Below are 16,597 nucleotides of genomic sequence, written 5' to 3'. Positions count from 1 at the left end.
GGCACAAGGTCAACCCCGGCTGGACCTCTCCAAAACATAAGAATCACGGGCTTTCAGCCCAAGACTGGCTTATCTTTTGAGCCTATGGTTTTGCCCATTGACCAGCACGCTCAGCCGCCAGCAACCCATCCACTTCATAGGTGTTGGCGGCATCGGCATGTCTGCCCTAGCTCTCATTCTGGTGAATCGAGGTCATATTGTCTCCGGCTCAGACCCACGCGAAAACACTACCGTTGAGCGCCTGCGAGCTCAAGGAGTAAGAGTCTTCCGCGATCAGAGCGCCGCAAACATCAATGCCATTTGTAGCAACGTAGATCTCCTTCCTTTGGTGGTGATCAGCACAGCCATTCCCAAGAACAATCCTGAGCTCAAGGCAGCCAAGCTGTCTCAATTGAAAATCTTGCATCGCTCAGACCTCCTTGCTGCCTTGATTCAGGCACAACCCTCCATCGCAGTAGCCGGGAGCCATGGCAAAACCACAACCAGCACCCTGCTCACCACACTGCTGGCCACAACCGATCAAGACCCAACAGCTGTGATTGGTGGTGTCGTGCCTTACTACGACAGCAACGGCCATGCGGGCAAAGGGCGACTGCTAGTAGCAGAAGCTGATGAATCTGATGGCTCTCTCGTCAAGTTTCAGGCAACGCTCGGCGTGATCACCAACTTGGAGTTAGATCACACCGATCACTACGCCGATCTTGATGAACTGATCAACACCATGAAGCGGTTCGGCCGAGGTTGCCGACGACTGCTCGCCAACTTCGACTGCCCAATCCTCAAGGAGCATTTCGATGCCACAGCTTGGTGGTCAGTCAAAACCTCAGCGGGTGTTGATTTTGCAGCTTTACCAATTTGCCTCAATGGCGATCAAACAATTGCGGACATTTACGAGCAGGGCAAACGGATGGGTCAAATCACACTGCCGATGCCCGGACTTCACAACCTCAGCAACGCTATGGCCGCCATAGCAGCCTGCAGACTCGAAGGACTGTCCTTTGAGGACGTGCAACAAGGTCTGGCTGACCTGCAGCCTCCTGGGCGCCGTTTCGACTTCCGAGGCACCTGGGAGGGTCGCCAAATCGTTGATGATTACGCCCACCATCCAAGCGAAGTCAGCGCCACACTCTCAATTGCGCGCCTGATAGTAACTAGCGGTCGTAGCCAACTACCGAACCCACCCAAACGCATTTTGGCCGTGTTCCAACCTCATCGATACAGCCGTACAAACGAATTTCTCTACGAGTTCGCAAGGGCACTCGGTGAAGCGGATGCTGTTCTGCTAGCACCCGTTTACAGCGCCGGAGAGAACCCTATTCAGGGAGCCACGAGTGAGAGCCTGGCTAAAGCGATCAGAATCCAGCACCCCAACCTGCCAGTCGCCGTAGCTGAAAACTTTAATCAGCTAACCCTATTGGTGCAAAAACACAGCCTCAAAGGTGACCTAGTCCTCGCCATGGGTGCAGGCAATATCAACAATCTATGGAGACAACTGACACGTCTTGACAACGCAAAGACATGCCCACCCTCCCTGGCCGCCTGACCCTAGTGAAGGGGATCAAGCCCCAACCACTGGTTTCTCTTGCCAACTTCACGAGCTGGCGCGTCGGAGGGCCTGCGGAATGGTTTGCATCGCCCAGCAGCGTGGAGGAACTACAGACACTGATTGCTTGGGCCTATGAACAGAAGATGCCCTGTCGAGTCATCGGAGCAGGATCAAACCTACTGATCAACGACGCTGGCTTGCCGGGCCTGAGCCTTTGCATGCGCAAACTCCAAGGGAGCGACCTAGATCCAAAGACTGGCATTGTCGAAGCCTTGGCCGGTGAACCAATCCCCAACCTTTCCAAACGCGCCGCAAAGGCTGGCCTGCATGGCCTGGAATGGGCCGTTGGGATTCCTGGAACAGTTGGTGGTGCAACCGTCATGAATGCTGGAGCCCAGGGCGGCTGCACAGCCGACTGGCTGGAATCTGTACAAGTCATCGACCTCAATGGCGAGGGCCCTTTTGAACTGAGCCGCCAAGAGCTTGACTACGCCTACCGACAAAGTCTCTTGCAGGAAAAAACACTCGTCGTGCTCTCAGCCAGATTCCGCCTAGACCCCGGCCATGATCACAAAGAGCTCAATCAAATCACACATAAAAACCTCACTCATCGCACGACCACCCAGCCTTATCAATTGCCTAGTTGCGGAAGTGTCTTTCGCAACCCAGAACCCCTCAAAGCTGGTCGTCTAATCGAAGCGCTGGGTCTGAAAGGTCACCGCATTGGAGGAGCTGAAGTCTCACCCATTCACGCAAACTTCATCGTCAATATTGGTGGAGCCACGGCTGCCGACATCAATCAAATGATCAACCTCATTCAGCAACGGGTGCAGATGGCCCATGGAGTGATGCTTCATCCTGAAGTGAAACGACTTGGATTCGAAGCGACCGCTTAATCTGCCCATTCCTCCAGCAACGCAATGGCAGGGTTCGGACTTCCCAATTTCGGCCAACTCACCGAAGCCTTCCGCAAGGCCCAACAAATCCAACAAAACGCCCAAAAACTGCAGGAAGAGCTAGATGCCATGGAAATTGAGGGCAGCAGCCCAGATGGCAGAGCAAGTATCTGGCTATCTGGCAACCAGCAACCACTGCGTGTGCGTCTTGAACCCTCACTGCTTGCCGAAGGACAAGATGCCAGCGAAACCGCGATCTTGGCCGCTCTTCAATCCGCCTATGAGCACTCCACCACAACCATGAAAGAGCAAATGGAAGAACTTACAGGAGGCCTGAACCTGAACCTCCCCGGGATGAGCGACTGAGGCACTCCATCTCCTCCAAAAAATGCTTATAGATTGGATATCGTTCCCAACTTTTGTCGACCCCACAACCGGGCTCATCACGATGGAAACAATCCCTAAATTTGCAGGGATAATCTTCAATTTGTCCATCAAATTCAGGGAACAACACCGCAAGCTTGCGCGGATCAGCAGGAAGTTCCGGTCGATTAAACCCTGGTGTATCTGCAACAAGAGATCCTTCGCACAGTCGAAAGAGTTCAACATGACGAGTCGTATGCCTGCCACGTTGTAACCGTCCAGAAACAGCGCCTACGCGCAGGGATAGCTGGGGTAAGAGATGATTGAGCAAGCTGGTCTTACCCACACCTGAAGGACCACAAAAGACAGCAAGTCGTGTACTGCTGAGTTTGTTTTTTAGGGCACCCAACCCCTCTCCGGTCTGCACAGAGACCGCCATAGGCCGATACCCCCAACCCCTTAGCCGCACTAGCTGCTGCTCGAGCTGATCCGAAGTGATCAGGTCGCGTTTGGTGAGGATGAGGTGAACATCAACACCAGTCTGCTCAGCGGACAGCAGAAAACGACTCGCTTGGTCAGCGTCAAAGCAAGGCTGCTTGACGGCCAAGGCAACAACAACAGCCGTAACGTTGGCGACTGGAGGGCGGTTGATCCAACTCTGCCTAGGTTCCACATCACCAACTACAGCTCGACGCTCCTGCCAATCGATTGCTTCCACCCAAACTCGATCCCCCACATGCACTGCAGCCCCGCGATGGTCAAGACGCGTTCGACGAGTACAAAGCAAGCGCAATGGTTCAGCATCAGTTGATCGTGACCAGCTCACCAATGAAGACGGATTAAAAGTCTCGAGTTCTACCTCGAGAAAATTGGCTTGTAAGGCCACCACCATCCCTGCAAGCCGAGGCGCCTCAGCCGCCGCCACAGGTCACCATCAACCTCAACCAAGTGTTTTCCTGAGCAATAATCTCGACGCGATGGCCTGCCTCTACTAACCCTGGCACCACCATTGCCTCAGGTTCCCCACGATCAAGATCCACCTGAAGACGTTCCTTGGCCTTAAGACCCTCGAGAGCCAAGCGACAGCGAATAAAATTGATCGGGCAGGGAGTGCCACGCAAATCAATCTGCTGATCAGGAACAAGCTGGGCGGTCATCCTTTCTGACCAAACAAACGAGCAAACAAACCACTGTTGTGGTGGTGATGCTGCCTACCTTTAGCGGAATGATGGCCAGCTAGATCTTCAAGCAAGCCCCTCTCCTCATCAGAAAGACGAAGCGGCAACTTCACATTGATAGAAATGCGCTGATTACCTCTTGCTACTGGGTTGCCTAGCTTAGGAATACCCTTGTTTTCAAGGGTGAGTACAGCATTGGGCTGAGTTCCAGCAGGAATCTCAAGACTGGTATTGCCATCAACCGTATCAACCTCAATGATGTCTCCAAGGATTGCTTGGAGATAACTCACGTTGACTTCTGAAAGCACCGTAATCCCATCACGTCGCAATTGGGGATGGGATTTCACCGTCAAAAATACGTAAAGGTCTCCAGAAGGTCCACCCCGCAAACCAGCATTTCCCTCACCGGCAACTCTCAGACGAGTTCCGGTATCAACCCCAGCGGGAATATTGATGCGCAATTTCTTGCGAACCTGACGTACACCCTGTCCAGCACATGCACCACAAGGATCTGAAATCACCTGTCCAGTACCTTCACAACTGGGACATTCCGCCACCTGAGTGAAGCTCCCGAAAGGTGTTCTGGTCGCTCGTCGCACCTGACCAACACCACCACAAGTGGAACAGGTCGTTGGTCCACTACCCACCTTGGCTCCAGTGCCGTTACAGGTGTCGCAAGTTTCAAGATGGGGAATTTTGATTTCTCGTTCCTGTCCGAAAACAGCTTGCTCAAAATCAATCTTCAAGTCGTAGCGAAGATCATCTCCTTGCTGCGGTCCCCGTCGTCGTGGACGACCACCACCAGATCCACCAGCCCCACCAAAACCACTAAAAAAGGTCTCAAAGAGATCGGCAAAGCCACCCATATCTCCCACATCGGGCATGCCCCCTGCACCCCCAAGCCCAGCCTCGCCAAATTGGTCATAGCGGCCACGAGTCTGAGGATCGCTAAGCACCTCATAAGCACGACCGATCTCCTTGAAACGATCCTCTGCCCCAGGATCCTTATTGATATCTGGGTGATACTGACGTGCCAAACGGCGATAAGCCCGCTTCAGGGTATCGCCATCAGCATCTTTGCTGACCCCTAGCAGGTCGTAATAATCAGCCATCAGCTCGTCAACACTCCTTCACCCTAAAGGGCAACAGCATGCAATCAGACCCCTGGCTCGGCAGGATCTGCCTCACCTTGAAAAGTTGCAGTGGAGTCATCATTGGATTGAGCTGAAGAAGGAGAGGCGCCACTCTGCGGGCCTGGTCCCATAGACACCTTCACAAGAGCATGGCGAAGCACCTTGCCATTGAGGTGATATCCACGCTGAAGTTCCTCTGTGACTACATCCTCTGGATGCTCCTCACTGGGCTCTCTTGAAACAGCCTCATGGAGCGTGGGATCAAACGCCTGTCCAACAACCCGCATTGAAGCAACGCCCAATTGCTTGAGCACCTCAACAAGCTGTTTATAAAGACCCTGATAACTGCGATGAAGAGCCTGGGCCTCCTCTCCCTGAGGCTCTAATTGCTGACGAGCTCGCTCAAAATTGTCCACCACCGGCAGAATTTCACTCAAAGTAGTACAGATGAGCTGCAATCGCAGATCGTCCTGATCGCGACTCTGACGTTTGCGGAAATTATCGAAATCTGCAGCAATCCGCATGTACTGACTACGAAGAGTTTCGTGCTCTTCCCGCAGGCTGCTGTGCTCCTGCTCCAACTGCTGTAAGCGAGCCTCATTATCCGCTAATGGTGCAGATTGAGCTGAAGGCTGACCCTCGTCGGAATTCATCGATGCCACTGATTCCAGAGGCACGGAAGCCTCTAAACCCTCAGCAGCAGGATCGTGAGCTGGGGTAGGGGCGTCGCCACTCATGCTGACCGTTTGCAAATTCACGTCTAGACATGTTGATGGGAGTAGCACACCTCCCACAAGCGGCGGAAGCCCGCACCTCCAATTTCATTTCTTCTTCGTGACCCAGGGCCGACCAATCCCCAAAGCAACCAACAGCATCCAGCAGCGACTGGAACTGGAACTGCTCCTACAAGTCAGTGTGCTTAGCCAAGAAGAACTTGTTGTCGGAGTGGAGCTAATGGCCAACCACACCACTCTTGACATCTCAACGTGGCAACAATTCCAGGCCCTGCCAATCAACATGCACAACCAACATTTGGTTGTAGCCATCTCGGACCAATGCAATGAGCAAACCAAAAATCAACTGATCTCAGTGCTGCAGTCGCAAGGCTTCAGCACAGAATTACGTCTCGCGCTGGCATCCGACATCAGCCAGCTGGTTGCACCAATGAGATCTGAGCAGCACGTTGAATCTGCATCCAAGTCAAAAGCAACAAAGCCACTTGCACAAACACCAACCTCCCTGCTGGCAGGATTTAGTGCCGAAGGCGTGCTCGAAGAAGAGCCTGAAGAACAAGCCAGACTTGCTAGTTCCGTAGAGGATTTGGAGTCCAGCTTGATGGACTCAGACAGCTCACCAGTCATCAACCTGGTGGACCGCATACTGCTAGAGGCACTGCAAACAGAAGCCAGCGACGTACACGTTGAGCCGCAACAAGACGGACTACAGATCCGCTTCCGTCAAGACGGTGTTCTGCAGCGCTATATCGAACCCCTCCCGAGCCGGTTGATCCCTGCTGTTACCTCACGCTTCAAGATCATGGCCGACCTAGACATCGCAGAACGGCGCATGGCTCAGGACGGTCGCATTCGTCGCACATATCGCAATCGTATGGTTGATTTCAGGGTTAATAGCCTGCCAAGCCGTTACGGGGAAAAAATCTGTCTGCGACTCCTCGACAGCAGTGCTCCACAACTCGGGCTAGACAAACTGATCAGCAACCCAAGTGCTCTCTCTCTCGTACGCAACTTGGGCTCTAAGCCCTTCGGCATGATCCTTGTGACAGGTCCAACAGGATCAGGAAAGTCAACAACCCTTTACTCCCTACTGGCAGAACGCAACGAGCCTGGTATCAACATTTCCACCGTAGAAGATCCCATCGAATACACCCTCCCTGGGATTACCCAATGTCAAGTGAACAGGGAAAAAGGCTTCGATTTCAGTACTGCACTGAGAGCCTTCATGCGTCAAGACCCAGACGTTCTGCTGGTCGGTGAAACCCGTGACCTAGAAACCGCAAAAACCGCCATCGAAGCCGCACTGACTGGTCATCTGGTGCTAACCACACTGCATTGCAATGACGCATCAAGTGCGATCGCCCGCCTCAACGAGATGGGCGTGGAACCATTCATGGTGAGCGCCTCGTTGATTGGCATCGTCTCTCAACGACTTCTACGAAGAGTGTGCCGTTCTTGTCGTAAGTCCTATCACCCAACTGAAAAAGAACTGGGGCGATTCGGATTGATGGCCCATACAGAAACTGGCGTGACCTTTTTCAAGGCCCACCATCACGGTCAAGAAAAACAGCCATGCCCCAACTGTCAAGGCAGCGGCTACAAGGGCCGAGTTGGTGTCTATGAAGTACTGCGCATGAATGAAGAGCTCGCTACAGCCGTCGCCAAAGGTGCCACTACTGATTTAGTAAGACGTCTGGCGCTCGAGGCTGGTATGAAAACTCTGTTGGGCTACAGCCTTGACCTGGTGCGAGAAGGCCACACCACCCTTGAGGAAGTAGGCCGAATGATCCTCACCGATTCCGGATTGGAATCAGAGCGCCGCGCCAGAGCGCTTAGCACTCTCACCTGCAACGTCTGCGGGGCAGGCCTCCAAGACGGCTGGCTGGAATGTCCCTACTGTCTAACCGCTCGCCAATGAAGGACCCGTCATGGATCTAATGATCGAGGACCTGATGGAACAGCTGGTGCAAGGTGGCGGCAGTGATCTGCACATTGCTACCGGCCAGCCCCCGTATGGACGATTCAGCGGTGAATTAAGGCCAATGACCAATACCCCCCTATCCGAAGAAACATGCAACAAGCTGATTTTCTCAATACTCAACAACAGTCATAGAAAGACTCTTGAACAAATCTGGGAGCTTGACTGTGCCTATGGGCTAAAGGGTGTGGCGCGCTTTCGTGTGAATGTCTATCGACAGAAGGGAAGTTACGCCGCCTGTCTACGTGCTCTTGGCAGCACTATCCCGAGTATTGAAAGTCTCAACCTGCCATCAGTAGTCATAGAAACCAGCAAACGACCAAGGGGATTAGTGCTAGTAACAGGACCAACCGGATCAGGCAAATCAACAACCCTTGCTTCCCTGCTGGACCACATCAATCACACCAGAAGCGAACATATCCTCACGATCGAAGATCCAATCGAATTCATATACAAAAGCGATCTCAGCCTTGTGCACCAGCGACAGCTCAATGAAGACACACGCAGTTTTGGCAATGCCCTGCGTGCGGCACTACGCGAAGATCCAGATGTGATCCTCGTGGGCGAAATGCGCGACCTCGAAACCATTCAACTGGCCATCAGCGCCGCCGAAACCGGTCACCTCGTATTCGGCACCCTGCACACCAGCTCAGCGGCACAAACGGTCGATCGCATGGTTGATGTTTTCCCCCCAAATCAGCAAACCCAAATCAGAGTTCAACTCTCAGGAAGCCTGCTAGCCATTTTTTCGCAAACCCTCTGCCGTCGCCTCAATCCACAACCAGAACAATTTGGGCGGGTCATGGCTCAAGAAATCTTGATCAACACCCCAGCCACAGCAAACCTGATCAGAGAAGGCAAAACCGCACAGCTCTACTCCCAAATTCAAACCGGAGGAGAACTAGGGATGCAAACACTAGAAAAAGCCCTTGCGAATCTGACTAAACAGGGTGAAATTAGCCGTTCAGAAGCCATCGCCAAAGCCAGTAAACCCAGCGAACTGGAGCAACTCCTCAACGATGGCTAAGAGACAGGCCTAAGCGATGACGTCCTTCGTCGCCACCTACGAATCCGCAAGTGGTCAAACACGCACAATGACCATCAAAGCGGCCGACCTAACAACCGCAAAAAAGTTACTACGTCGTCGTGGAATACGAGCAACTGACCTAAAAGCAGCTCTCAACAATAAAAGACAAGAAAGTAGCAAAAAAATTGACCGCCAAAAGAACACAAAATCATCAAACCTTGGACTATTTTCCATCGATCTAACTGCCGCTTTCGAAAAGTCCCCAGGTGTAAAAGACAAAGCAGTTTTCGCAAGCAAATTGGCAACTCTGGTGGATGCAGGCGTTCCGATCGTGCGCAGTCTCGACCTAATGGCTAGTCAGCAGCGCTTGCCTATGTTCAAACGTGCACTGATGAAGGTGAGTCTTGATGTAAATGAAGGCAGTGCCATGGCCACTGCTATGAGCAAGTGGCCAAAGGTATTCGACCAACTCAGTATCGCGATGGTGGAAGCCGGAGAGGCTGGTGGTGTTTTGGATGAATCTCTCAAGAGACTCGCCAAGCTATTAGAAGACAATGCCCGACTCAAGAACCAAATCAAAGGGGCCCTTGGTTACCCAATCACCGTGCTGGTAATAGCCATCCTCGTCTTCCTAGGCATGACACTCTTCTTGATCCCGACCTTTGCAGAAATCTTTGAAGATTTAGGCGCCGAGCTGCCCCTGTTCACCCAGTTCATGGTCGACCTAAGCAAATTATTGCGTTCCTCCTTTTCCTTGCTATTAACAGGTGTCCTACTGGTGTGCGCTTGGATTTTTAACCGCTACTACTCCACTCACCAAGGACGCCGTCAGATCGATCGACTGAAGCTGAGGATCCCCCTATTCGGCAATCTGATCATCAAAACTGCCACCGCTCAATTCTGCAGAATCTTCAGCTCATTGATCAGAGCAGGCGTACCAATCCTGATGTCACTAGAAATTGCCAGCGAAACCGCTGGCAATGCGATCATTTCCGACGCCATTCTTGAATCACGCACCCTTGTCCAGGAAGGGGTGCTCCTTAGTGCTGCCTTGATTCGCCAAAAAGTACTTCCAGACATGGCCTTAAACATGCTGGCCATTGGCGAGGAAACCGGAGAGATGGATCAAATGCTCAGCAAGGTGGCTGATTTTTACGAGGATGAGGTCTCTACCTCGGTGAAGGCTCTTACCTCAATGCTTGAACCCGCGATGATCGTTGTAGTGGGTTTCATCGTGGGCTCCATCCTGCTAGCGATGTATCTCCCCATGTTCACCGTGTTTGATCAGATCCAGTAGCGAGCTGCAAACCCTTTGCAATGGCCTGACCAGCAAGCCAACCACTGGTCCAACAATGCTGGAAGTTGAACCCCCCCGTCAGCCCATCCACATCGAGAAGTTCCCCAGCAAAATAAAGACCTGGACAAACCCGACTCTCCATCGTCGCGAGATTCACCTCGCCCAACTGCACTCCCCCAGCCGTAACGAACTCTTCTCCAAATGGCCCCTTGCCACCGATTGAGTAACAGCTGGCAACCAAAGCTTCAAACAAAAGACGTTCCAAGCGGGCAGGACAATCCGCCCAACGCAAATCCGGAGTAGCACCCACTTGAGCCAACAAGGACAACCAAAGACGACGGGGCAAGTTGGACACAGGACGAGCTGATCCCAGAGTGCGTCGACCTTGGTGATGACGTAGGTCACGCAGTGACTGCTTCACCAGATTGTGACTACTCATGCCAAGCCAATTGACAAAAAGTTTTCCCCGATAGTGATCGCCTTGCAAAGCCCTTGCAGCAAAAGCAGTAAGCCGCAAAATGGCGGGCCCACTTAATCCCCAATGAGTAATCAACACCCTGCCGGCCTGCTGAAAGTTTTGACCTCCAGCCTTAAGACTGAGATGAACGCCATCGAGAGCCAAACCAGAACAGGCGATTAACGCAGGTGCCTCCAGAGCAAGACTGAACAGAGAAGGAACTGACGGCACAAGCTGATGACCCATCGCTGCCGCCAAGCGACGACCACTGGGATGACCACCCGTAGCCAATAAAACCCTTTGAGCCTGAAAAGAAGACCCATCCCGACATTGAACTAAGAACCCTGCAGCACCCCTACGCTCCAAGCTCTGTACAACCTTCTGACTGCGCAAGCTGACTCCAGCCAACACTGCTGCCTGCTTCAGACACGCCACCACTGCAGAGGAGCAATTAGCCACAGGGAACATTCGCCCATCCGGCTCTGCCACAAGCTCCAGGCCCCGATCGGCAAACCAAGCCACCGCATCACCGGTAGCAAAACGGCTAAAGAGGCCCCGCAATGGGCGGCCACCTCGGGGGTAATTGGTCACCAAATCACCTGGCTCCCAGCAGGCATGGGTCACGTTGCAACGGCCGCCACCACTGATCTTCACCTTCGTCAATGGCTCAGAGGTGGCCTCCAACACATGCACAAAAGCCAAACCCTCCTCAGCCGCGGTGATTGCCCCAAAAAAACCTGAGGCACCACCACCAACAACGATCAAATCAACTGGCGGGTCGGAAAGTAAGGGCAACTCCGTTATTGCAATAGCGCTTGCCGGTTGGCCTGGGACCATCATTGAAGACATGTCCCTGATGACCACCACAGCGCCGGCAATGATATTCGCTGCGAGGAATAATCAATTTGAAATCTACTTTCGTTTGAATAGCCCCAGCAAGGGGCTCCCAGAAACTTGGCCAGCCAGTACCACTATCGAATTTCGCCGCAGAAGAAAACAACGGCAGATCGCAACCTGCACAGTGATAGATGCCCACACGCTTCTCCTTGTCTAGAGAACTCGTAAAAGGGCGCTCGGTTCCCTCCTCTCGAAGCACCCGATAAGCCTCAGGGGAAAGACGCTGTGCCCACTGCTCATTACTAAGCGACCAAGCAAGATCCTCAGCCCTCGTAGCAGCAAAGGCTGCTGCAGGTCTCCTATAAACACCAAAGACTCCTGCAATAGTGGCTATCAGCAGAGAACGACGACTCAATAGCAAAGCAGTAATGGGCATAAGCGCAGCCAAAATCAATGACCTTCTTTCTAGGAAAGCGCAACACAGCTATGAAGGCAGCATGAATCAATGATTGCTCCTTTCACGCCACAGGTTGATGGTGCTTATCGGTTCAGCGTGGCTCCAATGCTCGACTGCACAGATCGACACTTCAGGGTCCTAATGCGACAAATCAGTCGCCGGGCGTTGCTTTACACGGAAATGTTGGTGGCCCAAGCTCTGCATCACAGCAACCGTCTTGATCATCTGCTCGATTTCGACATCATCGAGCATCCCCTGTCTCTACAAGTAGGGGGCGATGATCCAAAAATGCTTGCAGAAGCAGCGCGCCTGGCCGATGCCTGGGGCTACGACGAAATCAACCTCAACGTGGGATGTCCCAGCTCAAGAGCAAAAGCAGGCAACTTCGGTGCCTGCCTAATGGCTAAACCTGATCAAGTCGCACGTTGTGTTGAAGCGATGGCGATGGCGAGCCCTCTTCCAGTCACCGTGAAACACCGTCTAGGAATTGATGATTTCGATAGCGACGCTCTACTCATGAGCTTTGTCGACCGAGTGTCCCTCGCAGGAGCCACTCGCTTTACTGTGCATGCACGAAAAGCCTGGCTAGAAGGGCTTGACCCCAAACAAAACCGCACGATTCCACCACTTCAACATCAACGAGTCACCCATCTCAAGCAACAACGCCCGCAGCTCACTATTGAAATCAATGGAGGACTAGAACACCCTGCCGACTGCCTAACAGCGCTGCAAACCTGTGATGGGGCAATGGTGGGGCGAGCAGCGTATGCGCATCCGCTCCGCTGGCAGAGCATGGATGAGCTGGTCTATGGAGAAGAACCACGCTCAATCAATGCTTCTCAAGTCATAGGAGGATTACTCCCTCATGCCGAAACCCACCTGAGCCGAGGTGGCCGGCTATGGGATCTTTGCCGACATCTTTTACAACTCGTTGAAGGGGTACCGGGCGCCAAATCCTGGAGGCGAGACCTTGGCATCAAGGCTCAAAAAGCCGATGCCGATCTAACAGTGCTGCAAAAAGCAGCCCAGCAACTTGAAGATGCCGGGCTATAAGGACTTCACTCAGCCCTCCGCTCCCCCATATCCGCTGTAGCTGTCACCACCTTCACCCTCAGGTGCAGCTCCTCCCCTACGACGACGAGTGCGACCCTCGTCATAGGAACTTGTTTCAGGAGAAGCTCCGCCATAACTGCGATCTTCCCAACCACGAGCTCCGGAACCACGATCTCCGCCACCGCCGCCGCCGCCGCCATATCCGCCGCCACCGCCGCCGCCATATCCGCCGCCACCGCCGCCGCCATATCCGCCGCCACCGCCGCCGCCATATCCGCCGCCGCCACCACCGCCGCCATATCCGCCGCCACCACCACCGCCGCCATATCCGCCGCCGCCATATCCACCGCCGCCGCGACGGGGCGCACTGCCACGTGGCTCTGCCTTATTAATCCTCAAAGGGCGACCCATCATTTCCGCCCCTTGAAGAGCCTCGATAGCCGCGGGCTCAGCTGACTCATCAGCCATCTCAACAAAAGCAAAGCCCCTTTTGCGTCCTGTGTCGCGTTCCAAGGGCAAAGCACAATTCGCAACCTCACCAAAAGGTGCAAACAATTCAATAACGTCTTCCTGCTCAGCGCGGAAGGGAAGATTGCCGACGAAAATACTCACTTTCCTTGTGGACCGTAAAAAAAGTAGTGGACCAATTGGCCAGGTATAGCCATTAGTTCATGATTCGGGAATGAATCAATCCACCTTTGGCGCTATCAGCGTAGACCCGCCGAGGCATTTCGATCATGACAGTCCGGAATCAAGGCGGCTACGCCAGTGACGCAGTTGCTCCTCAACTCGATCAAAACCAGTGCCACCTTCACTAATCCGCACAGCCACAACCCGCTTTGGAGCCAATGCTTCATGCAAATCCTCAGCAATAGCGGAGTGAAATTCCTGCCATTGTTCAAGGCTTAGATCACAAAGCAAAATCCCTTCGTCTAAACAACGCTTCACAACCGCACCCACCAATTGGTAGGCCTCCCGAAAGGGCACTCCTTTAGCAACCAGGTAGTCAGCCACATCAGTGGCATTGGAAAAATCGGATTCAACGGCAGCTGCCAAGCGTTCCGAACAAAACTCCAACCCTTGCTCCATCAAAATCGACATGGCTTCCACACAATCTTTAGTAGTGCAAACGGTGTCAAAGAGAGCTTCCTTATCCTCCTGAAAATCCTTGTTGTAAGCCAATGGCAATCCCTTAATCATGGTCAGGAGACCCTGAAGGTGACCAAACACACGACCACATTTGCCTCGTACCAATTCAGGCACATCAGGATTCTTCTTCTGAGGCATCAAGCTGCTGCCAGTTGCACAACGGTCGCTGAGACGCACAAATGCAAATTCCTCAGACGCCCAGAAAATCACCTCCTCCGCCAGGCGACTGAGATGGACCATGACCAACGAAGCCGCCGCTGTGTACTCAACAGCAAAATCGCGATCACTTACCGCATCCAGACTATTCGCGTAAATACACTCAAAGCCAAGCGCTGCTGCTGTATTTTTGCGATCAATAGGCACTGATGTTCCTGCAAGGGCAGCCGCGCCAAGCGGCGAAATATTGACTCGTCCGCGAACATCTTTAAGCCGATCTCTATCCCTTTGGATCATCTCGATATAAGCCAAAAGATGATGGGCCAAGCAAAGCGGCTGGGCACGCTGTAAGTGGGTGTAGCCGGGAATCAAAGTTTGACGATGGGATTCTGCCTGTGTCAAAAGAGCATGCTGAAACCGTTCCAGTTCACAATCCAAATCATCCAAGCGACGCCGTAACCACAAGCGCAGATCCGTGCCTACCTGATCATTGCGACTTCGGCCGGTATGAAGTTTCTTACCGACAGGCCCCAATAAAGCGATCAGGCGCCGTTCAACAGCGAAATGAACATCTTCATCAACAAGTCCTGGCTGAAACTCTCCTGCCGCTGCCTCTGAGCGGATTTTCTCAAGGCCGCCCTCAAGCTGAGCCGCCTCTTCAAGACTGATCACTCCACATTCTCCAAGCATGCGTGCATGAGCGATAGACCCATCTAAATCTTCTTGGAGCAGAGTGATGTCAAAGCTGATGGAAGCATTGAACCGCTCAATAACCGGATGCAATCCCTCTTCAAACCTTTTGCTCCAGCCTTCTGCAGAACCACCGGTTACTCCACCTGCCATCCCTTCATGAGTAGCGAGTCAACAGCTTGTCAGGCCAGGGACACAGAAGGCAGCGTTACCTCCTCTGGCACTTTCAAAACCACCATTGAGGCATCATCTTCCAGTTGATGGTCCACACCAACAAACCGATCCAAACGGGCAAATAACTGATCAAGAATCCCCTGTGCGCCTAAACCACTTCGACAAGATCCCTCCATTGTGCGAATCAAGCGAGCTTCATCAAAACGATCTCCGGTGATGCCAGAAGCTTCGGTAACACCGTCTGTGTAGTAAATAATCACGTCACCAGGCTTGAGCAAAATTTCACCACAGCTGTAATCCGCCTCTGGCTGAAGTCCAATCAACAAACCAGGCACATCAAGCCGACTCACACTGCGTTGCTCAGCTCGCCAGATCAGAGGAGGATTATGAGCAGCATTTGCATAGCGAAGACGACGCGTGCGCGGATCGTAGTCAGAATAAAAAAGAGTCACAAACCTATGGGACTGAGCCAAGTCCTCTTGAGCTAGCTGATTGAGATCATGGAGAATCCGATTGGGCGGCAGACCACTTAACACCTCTGCACGCAACATGCCCCTGAGCATGGTCATTAATAAACCAGCAGGTACACCCTTACCCATCACATCTCCCATCACAAGACCCCAACGACCTCGTTCCTTGCGTCGACCGATCAGTTCTGGACGGGTAGGGATAAAATCGTAATAATCGCCGCCGACCTGAAAGGCGGGACGGCAACGAGCCGCAAGCTCGACACCTTCAATCACAGGACAACGATCCGGCAAGAGCTGAGCCTGAATCTCTGCCCCGATACTGAGTTGACGGTCCACCCGCTCGTGAAGACGAGCCTCCTGAAGCATCAGATCGTTCTCAATAGCCACCCCAGTAAGGTCAGCCACCAACTGCACATGGCGACGGTGAACATCACTCCAAATCAGAGCTGCTTGAGGATCAAAAACATAAAGCCTGCCACGCTGCTGCCCGCGAGCAACTAATGAGGTGGCAAACATCCCGGCCCTAGCCAAATGGCGCTGAACCAACTGATCCATAGCAAGAACCTGTGCCTCATCAGTGCCGAAACCTGTGGCAAAACCTGCTTCAAATGAAGCCAACTGCCTCACTAATTCCTGACTCTGATCAAATGGCACTGCCTGAAGCTGCTCTCTCCACAAACGACCATCAACCTGAAAAGGCACAAGCAATGCTCCTTGTACGCCGACCAGGCGGGAGGCCACCACAGGGACCAATTCGAGAAAACGATGCAGATTGGTGAAACTGCGCAGGGCAAAACCCAACGAAACCAACAAGTCCTGATTTCGGCGCTGCTCCCTCGACAAGCTATCAAGCAATTGCCGCAACGACGTAGAGGCTGACACCTGCTGAGAAGCGCTACGAAAAGAAGGAGTCTGATGTCGCCGTGGCGGCTTACTGCTCACAGCAACGGCACAGCAGGGTTAGAAAGTTAGCAAGATCAACTGCTTCAGGCAGCCGCCAGA

General features: G+C 53.0%; 16 protein-coding genes. 7 read left to right on the top strand and 9 right to left on the bottom strand.

Annotated features, from left to right (window positions below; all coding sequences use genetic code 11):
- Positions 1-76 precede the first annotated feature (76 nt).
- The 3 genes from murC to SIB74_RS11495 are packed head-to-tail and all read left to right on the top strand — an operon-like array spanning position 77 to position 2,808.
- Complete coding sequence (gene murC / locus SIB74_RS11505; protein ID WP_063396533.1) at positions 77-1,543, top strand: UDP-N-acetylmuramate--L-alanine ligase; 1,467 nt, start codon at positions 77-79, stop codon at positions 1,541-1,543.
- Entirely contained in the window at positions 1,519-2,442 is a 924-nt protein-coding gene (murB, locus tag SIB74_RS11500; protein WP_063396534.1) for a UDP-N-acetylmuramate dehydrogenase, read from the top strand. The genes murC and murB overlap by 25 nt, the downstream gene beginning before the upstream one ends.
- 24 nt (positions 2,443-2,466) lie before the next feature.
- Complete coding sequence (locus SIB74_RS11495; protein WP_011824714.1) at positions 2,467-2,808, top strand: YbaB/EbfC family nucleoid-associated protein; 342 nt, start codon at positions 2,467-2,469, stop codon at positions 2,806-2,808.
- Here SIB74_RS11495 and rsgA read toward each other — a convergent pair.
- Genes rsgA through grpE form a run of 4 tightly spaced genes read right to left on the bottom strand, consistent with a single transcriptional unit; the run spans position 2,765 to position 5,853 of the window.
- Positions 2,765-3,730, bottom strand: a complete 966-nt coding sequence (gene rsgA / locus SIB74_RS11490; protein WP_063396535.1) for a ribosome small subunit-dependent GTPase A — start codon at positions 3,728-3,730, stop codon at positions 2,765-2,767. The genes SIB74_RS11495 and rsgA overlap by 44 nt on opposite strands.
- Positions 3,717-3,962, bottom strand: coding sequence for a sulfurtransferase TusA family protein (locus tag SIB74_RS11485; protein WP_011824712.1), 246 nt, complete (start codon positions 3,960-3,962; stop codon positions 3,717-3,719). Before SIB74_RS11485 ends, rsgA begins: the two co-directional genes overlap by 14 nt.
- Positions 3,959-5,095 carry a molecular chaperone DnaJ gene (gene dnaJ / locus SIB74_RS11480; protein WP_011824711.1) on the bottom strand — a complete coding sequence of 379 codons (1,137 nt, stop codon included), beginning with the start codon at positions 5,093-5,095 and terminating at the stop codon, positions 3,959-3,961. Before dnaJ ends, SIB74_RS11485 begins: the two co-directional genes overlap by 4 nt.
- Positions 5,096-5,139: 44 nt before the next feature.
- Positions 5,140-5,853, bottom strand: a complete 714-nt coding sequence (grpE, locus tag SIB74_RS11475; RefSeq protein WP_063396536.1) for a nucleotide exchange factor GrpE — start codon at positions 5,851-5,853, stop codon at positions 5,140-5,142.
- Between grpE and SIB74_RS11470 the strand changes: the two genes are divergently transcribed.
- The 3 genes from SIB74_RS11470 to SIB74_RS11460 are packed head-to-tail and all read left to right on the top strand — an operon-like array spanning position 5,852 to position 10,152.
- Positions 5,852-7,768, top strand: a complete 1,917-nt coding sequence (locus tag SIB74_RS11470) for a GspE/PulE family protein (protein ID WP_063396537.1) — start codon at positions 5,852-5,854, stop codon at positions 7,766-7,768. The two genes, grpE and SIB74_RS11470, sit on opposite strands and share 2 nt — an antisense overlap.
- A 10-nt stretch (positions 7,769-7,778) precedes the next feature.
- Complete coding sequence (locus tag SIB74_RS11465; protein WP_063396538.1) at positions 7,779-8,855, top strand: type IV pilus twitching motility protein PilT; 1,077 nt, start codon at positions 7,779-7,781, stop codon at positions 8,853-8,855.
- Between the two features lie 16 nt (positions 8,856-8,871).
- Positions 8,872-10,152 (top strand): type II secretion system F family protein, encoded by a 1,281-nt coding sequence (locus SIB74_RS11460; protein WP_063396539.1) that lies wholly within the window; start codon positions 8,872-8,874, stop codon positions 10,150-10,152.
- Here the strand turns inward: SIB74_RS11460 and SIB74_RS11455 are convergent.
- Both SIB74_RS11455 and msrB read right to left on the bottom strand, forming a co-directional pair.
- Entirely contained in the window at positions 10,127-11,449 is a 1,323-nt protein-coding gene (locus SIB74_RS11455; protein WP_063396540.1) for an NAD(P)/FAD-dependent oxidoreductase, read from the bottom strand. The two genes, SIB74_RS11460 and SIB74_RS11455, sit on opposite strands and share 26 nt — an antisense overlap.
- Complete coding sequence (gene msrB, locus SIB74_RS11450; RefSeq protein WP_011824706.1) at positions 11,376-11,882, bottom strand: peptide-methionine (R)-S-oxide reductase MsrB; 507 nt, start codon at positions 11,880-11,882, stop codon at positions 11,376-11,378. The genes SIB74_RS11455 and msrB overlap by 74 nt, the downstream gene beginning before the upstream one ends.
- Positions 11,883-11,951: 69 nt before the next feature.
- Between msrB and dusA the strand changes: the two genes are divergently transcribed.
- Positions 11,952-12,956: a tRNA dihydrouridine(20/20a) synthase DusA gene (dusA, locus tag SIB74_RS11445; RefSeq protein WP_063396541.1), complete on the top strand. Its 1,005-nt coding sequence runs from the start codon at positions 11,952-11,954 to the stop codon at positions 12,954-12,956.
- Between the two features lie 9 nt (positions 12,957-12,965).
- On the opposite strand, the gene SIB74_RS11440 is transcribed toward dusA, so the two are convergent.
- The 3 genes from SIB74_RS11440 to SIB74_RS11430 form a co-directional block, all read right to left on the bottom strand.
- Positions 12,966-13,568, bottom strand: coding sequence for an RNA recognition motif domain-containing protein (locus SIB74_RS11440; protein ID WP_074159153.1), 603 nt, complete (start codon positions 13,566-13,568; stop codon positions 12,966-12,968).
- 123 nt (positions 13,569-13,691) lie between these two features.
- On the bottom strand, positions 13,692-15,104 hold the full coding sequence (gene argH / locus SIB74_RS11435) for an argininosuccinate lyase (RefSeq protein WP_063396543.1): 1,413 nt from the start codon (positions 15,102-15,104) through the stop codon (positions 13,692-13,694).
- Between the two features lie 29 nt (positions 15,105-15,133).
- The gene (locus SIB74_RS11430; RefSeq protein WP_011824702.1) at positions 15,134-16,537 is read right to left on the bottom strand and encodes a PP2C family protein-serine/threonine phosphatase; all 1,404 of its coding nucleotides are present in this window, start codon (positions 16,535-16,537) and stop codon (positions 15,134-15,136) included.
- Positions 16,538-16,597: the final 60 nt, after the last annotated feature.

This window comes from Prochlorococcus sp. MIT 1306 (genome assembly GCF_047304515.1).
In the GTDB taxonomy this organism is placed as follows: domain Bacteria; phylum Cyanobacteriota; class Cyanobacteriia; order PCC-6307; family Cyanobiaceae; genus Prochlorococcus; species Prochlorococcus marinus_D.
This window is presented reverse-complemented; position numbering and strand designations above follow the sequence as displayed.

Coding starts and splice junctions, on each gene's coding strand:
- murB (WP_063396534.1), top strand. CDS start 1,519: ATGCCCACCCTCCCTGGCCGCCTGACCCTAGTGAAGGGGATCAAGCCC.
- SIB74_RS11495 (WP_011824714.1), top strand. CDS start 2,467: ATGGCAGGGTTCGGACTTCCCAATTTCGGCCAACTCACCGAAGCCTTC.
- SIB74_RS11485 (WP_011824712.1), bottom strand. CDS start 3,962: ATGACCGCCCAGCTTGTTCCTGATCAGCAGATTGATTTGCGTGGCACT.
- dnaJ (WP_011824711.1), bottom strand. CDS start 5,095: ATGGCTGATTATTACGACCTGCTAGGGGTCAGCAAAGATGCTGATGGC.
- SIB74_RS11470 (WP_063396537.1), top strand. CDS start 5,852: ATGCTGACCGTTTGCAAATTCACGTCTAGACATGTTGATGGGAGTAGC.
- grpE (WP_063396536.1), bottom strand. CDS start 5,853: ATGAGTGGCGACGCCCCTACCCCAGCTCACGATCCTGCTGCTGAGGGT.
- SIB74_RS11465 (WP_063396538.1), top strand. CDS start 7,779: ATGGATCTAATGATCGAGGACCTGATGGAACAGCTGGTGCAAGGTGGC.
- SIB74_RS11460 (WP_063396539.1), top strand. CDS start 8,872: ATGACGTCCTTCGTCGCCACCTACGAATCCGCAAGTGGTCAAACACGC.
- SIB74_RS11455 (WP_063396540.1), bottom strand. CDS start 11,449: ATGATGGTCCCAGGCCAACCGGCAAGCGCTATTGCAATAACGGAGTTG.
- msrB (WP_011824706.1), bottom strand. CDS start 11,882: ATGCCCATTACTGCTTTGCTATTGAGTCGTCGTTCTCTGCTGATAGCC.
- dusA (WP_063396541.1), top strand. CDS start 11,952: ATGATTGCTCCTTTCACGCCACAGGTTGATGGTGCTTATCGGTTCAGC.
- argH (WP_063396543.1), bottom strand. CDS start 15,104: ATGGCAGGTGGAGTAACCGGTGGTTCTGCAGAAGGCTGGAGCAAAAGG.